The sequence below is a fragment of the Corynebacterium sp. genome (assembly GCF_012837295.1).
Lineage (GTDB): Bacteria > Actinomycetota > Actinomycetes > Mycobacteriales > Mycobacteriaceae > Corynebacterium.
The window spans coordinates 1-12,769 of record NZ_DURI01000315.1 but is presented as its reverse complement, the minus strand read 5'-3'; the positions used below and the strand labels follow the sequence as shown (position 1 = coordinate 12,769).

Sequence of the window (12,769 nt, the reverse complement as noted above, 5' to 3'; positions counted from 1 at the left end):
CGCCGGGGCCGACGGGGAGGACGGGGCGCTGCGCCGCTGGGCGGATGCCGAGGATCCCGCGATCGGCATCGCGTTGGGCGGCGAGTCGCCCGACGACGGGCCGCGCATGGCGTGGGCGGACTTCGCCGCCGAACCGGCGGAGGCCTCGGCGGCGCTGGCCCGCGCGCTGGCCGCCGGAGTGGTGGTGGCGTCCTTCGGCCGGAGAACGCTGGAATCCCGATACCTGGAATGGGGTGCGCGCCGATGAACGCGATGCGCGAAGTGCTGTCGCTGGAACTGACCCAACGGGCGCGGTCGACGCGGTGGCGGGTGCTGCTGATCGGCTGGTTCGTCGTGCTCGTGGGCACCGTGGTCCTGCAGACGCTGTTCTTCGATTCCGTGGGCCCGGGCATGCTGGGCGACGAGGCGACGTGGGAGCGGGCGTCGGCCGAGGCCATCGCCTCGGGCACCCTGCTCTTCGTCCTCCTCGTCGGGCTGATGGTGGCTCCCGCCCAAACCGCGACGTCCATCAACGGCGATCGGCGGGACGGGGTGCTGGCCCTCATCCAGGCTGCGCCGGTGCCGGCGTGGGCGGTGGCCGTCGGCAAGCTCCTGGCCGCATGGCTGGCCTCCCTGGCGTTCCTGCTCGTGTCCCTGCCCGTGCTGGTGTGGACGGTCATCCGCGGCGGGTTGCCGTGGTGGGCGCTGCTGCTCGGGGTGGCCGTCGTCGCGCTGCTGCTGCTGGCCATTTCCGGCATGGGGCTCGGGCTGTCGGCGCTGACGCCGCGGACGGCGTCGTCGACGATGCTGGTCTACCTCGTCGTCGCCGTGCTCGTCGTGGGCCTGCCGGTGTCGTTCCTGCTGTCCATGCCGCTGACCGAGCACCGCGAGACCCGGCAGGTCGCGTACATGATGCGGTACGAAGAAAACCTGGACCTCGACGACACGTCCAGCTGGTGCCGCGAAGAGACCACCGAAATCCGGACGCTGGACACCCGCGGCATCGCATGGCTGTTCCTGCCCAATCCCGTGGTCATCCTGTCCGACGCCCTGCCGTACACCGGCGACGCGCCCGGCGTGACCCCCATCGTGCGCGACGTCGTCGACCGGTCCTTCCACGAACCCGAGCATCAGCCGGAGACGTGCGCCGAGCTCGCCGATTCCATGCGCGGACCGGGCGACGGCGAGATCACCCAGGCGACGCCGCGGCCGGAGGAGGGGCGCCCCGGCTGGAAGTGGGGCCCGGGCCTGGGCATCAACCTGCTGCTCGGCGCCGCGGGCGTCGCCTTCGCCCACCGGAGGTTGAAGGTGCCGGCCGGGGAGCTGCCCGCGGGCGTGCGCATCGCCTGAGCCGGGCGGCCCGGGTCAGGCCAGCGCCTTGCCCGGGTTGAGCAGGCACTTCGGGTCGAGGGCGCGCTTGACGGCGCGCTGCACCTCGACGCCGATGTCGCCCAATTCTTCGGCGAGGAACCGGCGCTTCAGCGTGCCAACGCCGTGCTCGCCCGTGAGCGTGCCGCCCACGCGCAGCGCCTCGCGGAAAACATCGCCCGCCGCCGCCCAGACCTCGTCGGGCACGTCGGCGGGAGTGGGGCCGTCGTAAATGAACACGGGGTGGAGGTTGCCGTCGCCGGCGTGGGCGACGGTGCAGATGGTCAGCCCGCGGTCCTCGGCGAGCGCGTCGATGAATCGCATCATGTGGGCCAGCTGCGAGCGCGGGACGCAGACGTCCTCCGTCAGCGCGTGCCCGAGGCGTTCCTTGGCGGGATAGGCCATGCGGCGGATGGCGACGAGCTGTTCGCCCTCGGCGGCGTCGTCGGACACCGCGACGTCCTCGGCGCCGCCGACGTGGAAGGCCTGCGCGATCAATTCGGCGCGCCCGCGCGCGTCCGGCCCGGTGACCTGCGCGAGCACCATGCCGCCGGAGGAGGCGAAGTCGGTGCCCTTCCAATCGTCGATCGACTGCAGCGTGCGGCGGTCCATGAACTCCATGAGCTCCGGGTCCGCGCCCAGCCGCATCGCCGCCGACACTGCGCCGAGCGCGGCGTCGGCGGTGGGGAAGGGGGCCAGCAGCGTCACCGGATCCCCGGCGGGGCGGGGCACGAGCGCGACGGTGGCTTCGGTGATCACGCCGAGCGTGCCCTCCGACCCGCAGAAGAGCCCGACCAGGTCCAGGCCCGAGACTCCCTTGACGGTGTCGTGGCCCGTGCGCAGGACGCGGCCGTCGGCGAGCACCACCGTCAGCGCGCGCACCGAGTTGCGCGTCACCCCGTATTTCACGCAGCGCAGCCCGCCGGCGTTGGTCGCGATGTTGCCGCCGATGCTGGAGATGTCCATGCTCGACGGATCCGGCGCATACATCAGCCCGTGCTCGGCCGCGGCGCGATCGAGATCGCCGTTGATCACGCCCGCCTCGACGCGGGCCACGAAGTCATCGGGCGCGATGGCCAGGATCCGGTTCATCTTCGCCAGCGAGACGATCAGGCAGCCCGGCGTCGCGGTCGCGCCCCCGGACAGTCCCGTCCCCGCGCCCCGCGTGACGACGGGCACGTCGTTCGCATGGGCCCATCTCAGCGCCGCGGCGACGTCGTCCGTGGAGCGGGCGGTGACCGCGGCCATGGGAGCACCCGCCGCGAGGACGTCGGTGCGGTCGCGCGCGTAGGAATCGAGGACGTCGGCGTCGACGATGACGGCGCCGGGCGGCAATGACTCGATGAGATCCCGGATCGGTTGCCGTGCAGCGGAGGAGATCATGCCGCCACTGTATTACCGGGCCCGGATCACCGGGCCGCTCCGGGGCGCGCGGCCACCCGGGGCGAGCCGGACTGGCGGGAACCTGCAAGACTGGTGGGCATGACGGTTACGCAATGGATCATTCTCGCCGCGGTTGTCGTGGTGGTGCTGCTGGTGATTCTGCTTCTGGTGGGCCTGGCCCGCAGGAAGAAGAACACCATCTCGTTCGAGGAGAAGAAGGCTCCCGAGGAGCTGACCCAGGCGGAGAAGTCCGGCAACTATCAGGCGACCGGCGGATTCAACTTCGCCCCGGCCGCCCCGGCTTCCCCGGCGCAGACCACGAAGCCGGAGAAGCAGCCGGACCTGCTGCCCGGCCAGGAGCTGGGCGCGCCGACTGCTCCGAAGACCCCGCCCGCCCCGGAAACCAAGGCCGCCCCTCCCGCTCCGCCGGCCCCGCCGCTGCCGCCGCGTCCGGAGGGATCCGGACTGGGAGAGCCGACGGTCGAACCGAAGCCCGAGCCCGAGCCCGTTGTCGCGCCGGAGCCCGAGCCGGTTGTCGAGTCCGAACCCGTCGAGTCCGTCGAGTCCGTCGACGACATGGAGGCCCCGGAGGTTCCGGAGGAACTCGCCGACGAGCCCGCGCTGCCGGAGGTCGAGGATCTCGGGGAGCCTGCGCCGGACGTCGTGCCCCCGGCCGACCTGGCGCCCGAGCCCGTCGAAGAGGTCGTCGAGGAGCCTATCGTCGACGAGCCGGTGGCCGAGGCCGTCGCTCCCGTCGGGGCCGAGGACGACGTCGTCCGCGAACCGGTCGCCGACTCGGCGCCGGTGGAGGACCGCCCCGCCGACGTCGCCGACGAGGCCACCGAGGCCGTCGCCCCGGTAGCGCCGGAGCAGCCGCTGGATGACATCGAGCCGACCGAGGGCCGCATCTCCCGCCTGCGCGGCCGCCTGTCCCGCTCGCAGAACGCGATCGGCCAGTCGGTCCTGGGCATCCTCGGCGCGGGCGACCTCGACGAGGACGCGTGGGAGGAGATCGAGGACACGCTGATCATGGCCGACCTCGGCACCGCGGCGACGATGAACGTCGTGGAGAAGCTCCGCGAGCGCATCGCCTCCCGTGGCGTGGGCTCCGAGGCCGAGGCCCGCGCGCTGCTGCGCGAGGTCCTGATCGAGGAGTGCGGCCCGGACATGGACCGCTCCATCCGCGCACTGCCGCACGAGGGCAAGCCCGCCGTCGTGCTGGTCGTCGGCGTCAACGGCACGGGCAAGACCACCACCACCGGCAAGCTGGCCCGCGTGCTCGTCGCCCAGGGCCACGATGTCCTGCTCGGCGCGGCCGACACCTTCCGCGCCGCCGCCGCCGATCAGCTGGAGACGTGGGGCCGCCGGGTCGGCGCCACCACCGTCCGCGGCCCGGAGGGCGCCGATCCGGCGTCGATCGCCTTCGACGCCGTGGCCAAGGGCATCGAGAACTCCGCCGACGTCGTGCTCATCGACACCGCCGGCCGCCTGCACACCAAGACGGGCCTGATGGATCAGCTGGGCAAGGTCAAGCGGGTCGTGGAGAAGAAGGCCGCCGTCGACGAGGTGCTCCTGGTCCTCGACGCCACCGTCGGCCAGAACGGCCTGATGCAGGCGCGGACCTTCCGCGACGTCGTCGACATCACCGGCGTCGTGCTGACCAAGCTCGACGGCACCGCCAAGGGCGGCATCGTCTTCCAGGTCCAGCGCGAGCTGGGGGTGCCGGTCAAGCTCGTCGGCCTCGGCGAAGGCGCGGACCACCTCGCCCCGTTCGAGCCCGAGGGCTTCGTCGACGCGCTCCTGGGCTGATCCCGGGCGCGGAGCTCCGGTAACCACCCGGAAACAAGCGCAACGCCGGTGAAACACCAACCCGCCGAATGGTGACGGAAACGTAACCGTTCGGCGGGTTTCGCCGTAACAGCACCCCCCGATACTCATGTGCGTCCCATTGAGAACACAGGAAAATAGGAGACGCGATGACCCCCGATGAGGTTGTGCTGAACTCCGGCAACGCGGCGTGGATGCTCATTTCCGCGTCGCTGGTGCTGCTGATGACCCCCGCGCTGGCGCTGTTCTACGGCGGAATGACCGGCCGCCGCGCCGTACTGAACATGATGATGATGTCCTTCGGCGCCCTCGGCGTCGTCACCGTCGTCTACGTGCTGTGGGGCTGGTCGATGTCCTACGGCTCCAATTCTTTCGCGGGCATCTTCGCGGATCCCTTCGAGCAGTTCGGCCTCTCCGGCCAGATCACCGATGACGCCGGCAACTACGTCGCCGGAGCCTCCGGTTACGCCAACATCATCGACGTCGGCTTCCAGTTGACTTTCGCGGTGATCTCCACGGCGCTGATCTCCGGTGCGCTGGCCGGCCGAGTGAAGTTCGGCACCTGGATGGTCTTCACCGGCCTGTGGGCGACCTTCGCGTACTTTCCGATGGCGCACATGGTCTGGGGCGGTGGCCTGCTCAGCCACTCCGCCGACTCCCTGTCCGCCATGCTCTTCGGCACCGTGACCGAAGCCGGCGAGACCGTCGCGGCCATCGCGCCGATCGACTTCGCCGGCGGCACGGTCGTCCACATCAACGCCGGCATGGCCGCACTGGTCCTGGCCCTGGTCATCGGCCGCGGACACGGATTCATGCGCGAGGCGCACCGCCCGCACAACCTTCCGCTGGTCATGCTCGGCGCCGCGCTGCTGTGGTTCGGCTGGTTCGGCTTCAACGGCGGTTCCGCCTTCGCCGCCGACGGCATGGCGGGCCTGGCGTGGGTCAACACCACCGCCGCCACCGCGGCCGCGATGCTCGGCTGGCTCGCCGTCGAGCGCCTGCGCTACGGCCACGCCACCTCGCTCGGCGCCGCCTCCGGCATCGTCGCCGGCCTGGTCGCCGTCACTCCGGCGGCCGGCGCTCTGACTCCGGTCACCTCGCTGATCCTCGGCGTCGTCGGCGGAGCCCTGGCGTGCCTGGGCGTGTCCCTGAAGTACCGCTTCGGCTTCGACGACTCCCTCGACGTCGTCGGCGTCCACCTCGTCGCCGGCCTGTGGGGCACCGTGGGCGTCGGCCTGCTGGCCTCCGGCGACGGCCTGCTCACCGGCGGCGGCCTCGACGGCCTGAAGCTCTTCGCCATTCAGATCATCATCGCCGTCGTCGCCATGATCTTCTCCGGCCTGGTCACCTGGATCCTGGCCATGGGCCTGAAGTCCGCGATGGGCTGGCGCATCGACGAGACCGACGAGCGCGCCGGCGTCGACAACGCCGAGCACCGCGAAACCGCCTACGACAGTTCCGGCGGCATCCCGGTCATCGTCCGGGGCTAAGACCCCCGCATCCACGAACCGCATCACCGCAGCGAGGAAAGCGAGAGCCACGATCATGAAGCTCATCACCGCCATCATCAAGCCCACCACCCTGGAAAGCGTCCGGGCGGCCCTCGAGGAATCGGGGGTCTCGGGCCTGACCGTCTCCGAGGTCCGCGGCTTCGGCCGCCAGCAGGGCCACACCGAGGTTTACCGAGGCGCCGAATACGCCGTGGCCTTCGTCGAGAAGCTCCGGCTCGACGTCGTGGTCCCCGACGACATGGCCGAATCCACCCTGTCCGTCATCGCCGACGCCGCCCGCACCGGCACCATCGGCGACGGCAAGGCCTGGGCAACCGAAGTCACCGACGCCGTGCGCGTGCGCACCGGCGAAGTGGGCGACGCCGCCCTGCGCTGACCGCCCCGGCGGTTGGCGTGCCGGGCGGGGGCGCCGGGTATGGTGGTGAAGCTACATCCATGACATCGACACCATCAGGGAGATCGACCACCCGTGTTTGAATCACTCTCCGAACGGCTCACAGGGGCGCTGAAGGATCTTCGCGGCAAGGGACGTCTGTCCGAGGCGGACATCAACGCCACCGCCCGCGAGATCCGCCTCGCCCTTCTGGAGGCGGACGTCTCCCTGCCCGTGGTGCGCGCCTTCATCAAGCGCATCAAGGAGCGCGCCGCCGGCGCGGAGGTGTCGCAGGCGCTGAACCCGGCGCAGCAGGTCGTCAAGATCGTCAACGAGGAGCTCGTGCAGATCCTCGGCGGCGACACGCAGCGTCTGCGCCTGGCCAAGAACCCGCCGACGGTGATCATGCTCGCCGGCCTGCAGGGCGCCGGCAAGACCACCCTGGCCGGCAAGCTGGCCAGCCACCTGGCCAAGCAGGGCCACACCCCGATGCTGGTGGCGTGCGACCTGCAGCGCCCGGGCGCCGTGCAGCAGCTGGAGATCGTCGGCCAGCGTGCCGGCGTGCCCACGTTTGCGCCGGATCCCGGCACGTCGATGGACTCTTACGAGCACGAGATGGGCACGTCCCACGGCGATCCCGTGGCCGTGGCGCAGGCAGGCATCGAGGAAGCCAAGCGCACCCAGCACGACGTCGTCATCGTGGACACCGCCGGCCGCCTCGGCATCGACGAGACGCTGATGACGCAGGCGCGCGACATCCGCGACGCCGTCAACCCCGACGAGGTCCTGTTCGTCATCGACGCGATGATCGGCCAGGACGCCGTCGTCACCGCCGAGGCCTTCCGCGACGGCGTCGACTTCACCGGCGTGGTGCTGACAAAGCTCGACGGCGACGCCCGCGGCGGCGCCGCCCTGTCGATCCGCGAGGTGACCGGCAAGCCGATCATGTTCGCCTCCACGGGCGAGAAGCTGGAGGACTTCGACGTCTTCCACCCGGAGCGCATGGCCAGCCGCATCCTGGGCATGGGCGACATGCTCAGCCTGATCGAGCAGGCCGAGCAGGTCTTCGATCAGAAGGAGGCGGAGAAGACCGCCGCCAAGATGGGTTCCGGCGAGCTGACGCTGGAGGACTTCCTCGAGCAGATGCTCATGGTCCGCAAGATGGGCCCGATCGGCAACATCCTGAAGATGCTGCCCGGCGGCGCGCAGATGTCCGAGATGGCCGACATGGTCGACGAGAAGCACCTCGACCGCATGCAGGCGATCATCCGCGGCATGACCCCGGCGGAGCGCAACGACCCGAAGATCCTCAATGCGTCGCGCCGCAAGCGCATTGCCGCCGGTTCGGGCGTCGCGGTCAGCGAGGTCAACCAGCTGGTGGACCGTTTCTTCGAGGCCCGCAAGATGATGGCCCAGATGGCCGGCAAGTTCGGCATGCCCGGCGGCCGCCCGTCGAACCGCAAGAACAAGAAGGGCCGCAAGGGCAAGAAGGGCAAGGGCCGGGGCCCGACGCCGCCGAAGTCGATGCGCCAGGGCGGGATGCCCGGCATGCCGGGAATGCCCGGGATGCCGGGGATGCCGGGGATGCCGGGCATGGGCGGCGGCATGCCGGACATGTCGGAGCTGCAGAAGCAGATGAAGGGCAAGATGCCCCCGGGCATGGAGGGCATCGACCTGGACAACCTGGACTTCGGCCAGGGCGGCAAGGGCCGCTAACCGCCGGTCGCCGGGCTCCACTGAAACGAAAAAGCCGGCGGGATCCGCGATGGATCCCGCCGGCTTTTCGCGCGCTAGCCCTCCAGTTCGTCGAACACCCGCGCCAGTTCGCGCGCCAGCACGGGCTGGAGGGAGTCGGCGTAGGCCACGCTGAGGTGGTTGGAGTCCCGGTAGACCACCACGTTGCCGACGACGGCGGGGCAGTGGTCGTCGCGGCAGATCGCGTCGGACAGGTCGATGGACCAGCCTTGGTCGAAGCCGGCGAACAGCCGTGCCGCGGGGTCGCGGTCGGCGAGGCCTTCGTCGCGGGCGATACCGCAAGCCTCGGCGGCCGCCGCCGCCTCTTCCTCGTCATCCCAGTCGACCTGGAGCTCCGCGAGGCAGGTCGGCGCGTTGAGGCGTCGGCCGTCCTCGTCGACGAGCCACGGGTTGGAGCGCACGCCGACGAGCGGGATGCCCTCGCCGTCGAGGAAGCGGAACGCCTCGGCCATGCCGGGGGCCAATTCGTCTGGGCCCTCGCCCCAGTCGCCCACGGCGCGGGTGGAGGTGGTGATCACCAGGTCCGGACGGTCCTCGGCGATCCGGTCCAGCACGTTTTCGGACCATTCGACGCAGACGTCGTCGGAGCTGGGCAGCGGGGTGCCCAGGGTGATCACGCAACCCTGTCTCGTCATGGGGATCAGGCGCCAACCGCGGTCGCGGGCGATGCGGTCGAGGACGGTGCTCCACTGTTCGGAGTGCGAGCTGCCGATGAGGTACATCGTCTTGTCCCCGTCCGGGTCGCCGTACACGCACGGTTCGCCGGCGTCGCCGCCGAACCGCTTGACGTCGGCGACGTGCCCGGCGTCTTCCCGGGAGTAGGTCATGCACCCGTCCTCGGCGGCCAGCGGGTAGGACTCGCCGACGTACTCGAGTTCGGGTTTCGGCTCCAGACCGCGGGGGACGGGGTAGCCGTCGGACAGCGCCCGGGCGCCGGGGTAGGTGATGGCGTCGAGGCTCTGTCCCGCGGAATCCGCGGCGCGCCGCGAGTATTCCTGCCCCAGTCCGACCACGGCGCCGAACATCGCCACGAGCACGATCGCGGCGACGGCTCGGGCGGCCCCGGGACCGGTCTTCAGGCTCCGCCATGCCGCGCGGGCGCGCTTTTCCCCGATGAGGGGGCGCGGCACCTTCTGCATCAGGGGCTTTTCGACGAACCGGTGCGTGAGCCACGCCAACCCCAACGAAGCGGCGATGACGGCGGTGCCGACGCCCGCGTCGACCTCGTCGAGGCCCAGGGCCGACATGGCGATGATGAGCAGCGGCCAGTGCCACAGGTACAGCGCATAGGCGACGTCCCCGAGCATCCGCATGAAGCCAGATTCGAGGATGCGGGACATGAAACCGGCGCCGCCGCCGAGGATGACCAACACCGCGCCGCCCAGCGGCCACAGCGTCCAGGGGCCCGGGAACTCGGCGGCGCCGTCGAACATGAAGCCGGTGGACACGATCATGGCCACGCCCAGGACGGGGAGCACGGGTGCGGCGAACCGGGGCGTCGTGAAGCGGGCGACCGCAAGCGCGAGCAACCCGCCCGCCGTGAGCTCCCACATGCGCGACCACGTGGAGTAGTAGTTGGCGCCCTGCGCCTGCCCGTGCAGGACCGTGGCGTACCAGAAGGAGGAGACGGTCGCGGCGACGAGCAGCGGCGCCATGATCGTGGCCACGCGCGGCCGGGCGTGCGTGGACCGCAGGATGAACGAGACGACGGAGACGACGAGGATGCCGAACAGGTAGAACTGGCCCTGCACCGCCATCGACCACAGATGCTGCAGCGGCGAAATCTCGGCGGACGCGGCGGCGTAATCGGCGCCCTGCTCGGCGAGGACGATGTTCTGCACGTAGAGCAGCGACGCGGGCAGCTGCGCCACGTTTTCGCCGTTGACCAGAGCGGGGGCGAGGGCCAGCACGCCCAGCGCGGTCGCGGTGACCACGAGGATCAGCGATGGCAGCAACCGCCGGATGGTCCGCCACAGCGAATGCCACACGTTGATGGACCGGTCGCCGCGGTCGGCGTTGCGCATCTGCGAGCCGAGGAAGAAGAACCCCGACAGCAGCAGGAACACGTCGACGCCGCCGGACACCCGCCCGTCGAAGACGTGGAACAGGACCACGAGGGCGATGGCCAGGCCGCGCAGGCCGTCGAGATCGTGGCGATGGGAGAGGCTCATTCGCCGGCCTCCCGCGCGCCCTCGTCCTTCAGCGCCGCCATGTCCTCGAGGAACGGGAGCAACCGGCGCTTCATCTCCCCGGACAGGGATCGGGCGAAGTGGTCCGACAGGTGGTTGTCATCGCGGTAGACGTAGACGTTGCCGATCACCGCCGGGCACTGGACGGGCCCGCACAGGACGTCGGAGAAATCGAGGCCCTGGCCCAGCGGCATGTCCGCGAGGATCCCCTCGGCGGGGTCGGCGGGGGAGAGCACGCGCTCGCGCCGCGGCCCGCACTCGACGGGGTCGCCGCCGCCGGCGACGCAGTCCGTCGCATTGAAGGGGTCGCCGGCCTCGTCGATGAGCCACGGGGTGTCGCGGATGCCGACGACGGGGATACCGAGCTCGGTGAGCGTCGTCCAGAACTCGACGTAGCCGTCCGGCGTGTAGTCGGTGTTCTCGTACCCCGGCCGGCTGGACGTGGTCACGACGACGTCGGGCGGGTTGTCGGCGAGGTGCTCGACGACGGCCTTGGACCACTCGGCGCACAGGTCGTTCATGTCCCACACCGGGGCGAGGAACGTCGCGCAGCCGGGGCGGAGGATGACCTCCAGCCGGTAACCGGCGTCGAGCGCGACCTGCTCGAGCGGCGAGAACCACTGTTCGGAGTGCGATCCGCCGACCAGCACGATGGAGCGGTCGGAGTCCACGTCGCCGTAGACGCACGGCGATTCGTCGGTGTAGCGCTTGACGGTGACCACGGTGCCGGGGTCGTCGCTGCGCAGCGACAGACAGCCTTCCTGGGCGGGCAGGGGCCACATGTTGTTGATCAGGTCCTGGCCGGGCCGGTAGGGAACGTCGCCGGGCACGGGGGCCCCGTCGGTGACGGCCAGCGCGCCCGGGTAGGTGACGGGATCGAGCACCTCGGCGCGGGCGAGTTCGATGCGGTGGTTCTGGATGGGCGAGGCGGCCAGCATGAGCACGGCCGCCAGGCCCAGCGCGGAACCTGCGAGCACCTGGGCGCGGGGCGCCTTCCGGACGGCGGGCTCGCCCACCTTCGGTCGCCTGCCCTTCTGCATGAGGGGCTTTTCGACGAACCGGTGCGTCGCCCAGGCCAGCACCAGGGAGGCGACGATGACGGCGGCGCCCAGCTTCCGGCCGGGCGCATTGGCGCCGACGGCGAGCAGCCCGAGGATGAGCAGGGGCCAGTGCCACAGGTAAAGGGCGTAGGCGACGTCGCCGAGCCACCTCATGGGGCGCGAGGCGAGGATGGCGGAGACCGGGCCGGCGCCGCCGCCCATGATCACCAGCGCCGCGCCGAGCAGCGGCCACAGGGCCCAGGGGCCGGGGAACATCGATGCTCCGTCGATGAAGAAGCCGGTGGACACGACGAGGACCACGCCGGCCGCCGGCAACCAGGGCCGGATCTTCGCGGGGAGCGACGTGCCCGCGGCCACGTAGATGAGCAGACCACCGGCGGTGATTTCCCAGATGCGCGACCACGTCGAGTAGTAGTTCAGGCCCTGAGACGCTTCGTGGAGCCAGGCGGCGTAGGCGAAGGACGCGATGGTGGCCACCACGAGGATGGGCAGCATCACGGCGCGCACGGCGGGTGTTGGCCGGCCCGTGCGGGCGGACCTGCGCCGGAGGACGAAGGCCAGCGCGGAAACCAGGAGGATGCCGGCGACGTAGAATTGCCCCTGCACGGACATCGACCACAGGTGCTGCAGCGGCGACACCGTGGATCCCGCCACCGCGTAGTCCTGCACCTGGTTGGCCAGCGCGTGGTTTTGCCGGTAGAGGATCGACGCCGTCAGCTGGGCGGCCATCGACGGCGATTGGAGTCGGGGGAACCACGCGATCGCGGCCACGGCGGTGACGCCGAGCACCAGGATCAGCGCCGGCAGCAGCCGCCGGGCCGTGCGCCACAACGAGTGCAGCGGATTGATCGACTGGCCGGGGCGGTCGGCGTTGCGCATCTGGGAGCCGAGGAAGAAGAACCCCGACAGCAGCAGGAACACGTCGACGCCGCCGGAGACGGAGCCCCCGAAAACGTGGAACAGAACGACGAGGGCGATGGCCAAACCCCGCAGACCGTCGAGATCATGACGGTAAGCGCTGGCGGGATCGGGCGTGTTCAGTTGGCACCTCTGGGGTCGTCGTCTGGAGTCGTCGCGATTGCCGGAAAACCCGGGCCGGGTTTCGCATCGCTGGCAGGATAACAACCCGCCCATGCCGGGGCCGAATCGGCGCAGGACACACGGGGTCGCCCGGTTTTTGGCCGTTGGCCCCGCCGCTGGTATCGTTTCCGGGGTTGTCCGCGCGCCGCGTGGGCGACGCTGCGGTTCGTCGGACCCGACCACGGTCGACCGATGGTCACCCGCAGACCAAACCAAGGGCAAAACCGGCCCCCGCCGCGAATG

The 12,769-nt window shown here is 70.7% G+C and carries 9 protein-coding genes; 6 read left to right on the top strand and 3 right to left on the bottom strand.

The annotated features are described in order from the left end of the window. On the top strand, window positions 1–247 hold a 247-nt coding region (locus GX015_RS10305; protein WP_291344934.1), incomplete at its 5' end, for a hypothetical protein. Next, window positions 244–1,329 (top strand): ABC transporter permease subunit, encoded by a 1,086-nt coding sequence (locus GX015_RS10300; protein WP_291344932.1) that lies wholly within the window; start codon window positions 244–246, stop codon window positions 1,327–1,329. The genes GX015_RS10305 and GX015_RS10300, both read left to right, overlap by 4 nt. Before the next feature lie 15 nt (window positions 1,330–1,344). Here the strand turns inward: GX015_RS10300 and GX015_RS10295 are convergent, their stop codons facing one another. Continuing rightward, the gene (locus GX015_RS10295) at window positions 1,345–2,730 is read right to left on the bottom strand and encodes an FAD-linked oxidase C-terminal domain-containing protein (RefSeq protein ID WP_291344930.1); all 1,386 of its coding nucleotides are present in this window, start codon (window positions 2,728–2,730) and stop codon (window positions 1,345–1,347) included. Between the two features lie 99 nt (window positions 2,731–2,829). Here GX015_RS10295 and ftsY point away from each other — a divergent pair, with 99 nt between their 5' ends. The 4 genes from ftsY (at window position 2,830) to ffh (ending at window position 8,157) form a co-directional block, all read left to right on the top strand. After that, window positions 2,830–4,539, top strand: coding sequence for a signal recognition particle-docking protein FtsY (gene ftsY, locus GX015_RS10290; protein WP_291344929.1), 1,710 nt, complete (start codon window positions 2,830–2,832; stop codon window positions 4,537–4,539). Window positions 4,540–4,706: 167 nt separating this feature from the next. Further along, window positions 4,707–6,047 carry an ammonium transporter gene (locus tag GX015_RS10285; RefSeq protein WP_120982938.1) on the top strand — a complete coding sequence of 447 codons (1,341 nt, stop codon included), beginning with the start codon at window positions 4,707–4,709 and terminating at the stop codon, window positions 6,045–6,047. 55 nt (window positions 6,048–6,102) lie between these two features. Beyond that, window positions 6,103–6,444 (top strand): P-II family nitrogen regulator, encoded by a 342-nt coding sequence (locus GX015_RS10280; RefSeq protein ID WP_060925588.1) that lies wholly within the window; start codon window positions 6,103–6,105, stop codon window positions 6,442–6,444. Window positions 6,445–6,537: 93 nt separating this feature from the next. After that, entirely contained in the window at window positions 6,538–8,157 is a 1,620-nt protein-coding gene (gene ffh / locus GX015_RS10275) for a signal recognition particle protein (RefSeq protein WP_291344926.1), read from the top strand. A 74-nt stretch (window positions 8,158–8,231) separates the two neighbouring features. Here the strand turns inward: ffh and GX015_RS10270 are convergent, their stop codons facing one another. Then, window positions 8,232–10,367 carry an acyltransferase family protein gene (locus GX015_RS10270; protein WP_291344924.1) on the bottom strand — a complete coding sequence of 712 codons (2,136 nt, stop codon included), beginning with the start codon at window positions 10,365–10,367 and terminating at the stop codon, window positions 8,232–8,234. Next, on the bottom strand, window positions 10,364–12,487 hold the full coding sequence (locus tag GX015_RS10265; protein WP_291344936.1) for an acyltransferase family protein: 2,124 nt from the start codon (window positions 12,485–12,487) through the stop codon (window positions 10,364–10,366). The genes GX015_RS10270 and GX015_RS10265 overlap by 4 nt, the downstream gene beginning before the upstream one ends. Window positions 12,488–12,769 lie beyond the last annotated feature (282 nt).

Bases quoted from the DNA above. Each gene is read 5' to 3' on its own strand.
- GX015_RS10300 (WP_291344932.1), top strand. From the start codon at position 244: ATGAACGCGATGCGCGAAGTGCTGTCGCTGGAACTGACCCAACGGGCG.
- GX015_RS10295 (WP_291344930.1), bottom strand. From the start codon at position 2,730: ATGATCTCCTCCGCTGCACGGCAACCGATCCGGGATCTCATCGAGTCA.
- ftsY (WP_291344929.1), top strand. From the start codon at position 2,830: ATGACGGTTACGCAATGGATCATTCTCGCCGCGGTTGTCGTGGTGGTG.
- GX015_RS10285 (WP_120982938.1), top strand. From the start codon at position 4,707: ATGACCCCCGATGAGGTTGTGCTGAACTCCGGCAACGCGGCGTGGATG.
- GX015_RS10280 (WP_060925588.1), top strand. From the start codon at position 6,103: ATGAAGCTCATCACCGCCATCATCAAGCCCACCACCCTGGAAAGCGTC.
- GX015_RS10270 (WP_291344924.1), bottom strand. From the start codon at position 10,367: ATGAGCCTCTCCCATCGCCACGATCTCGACGGCCTGCGCGGCCTGGCC.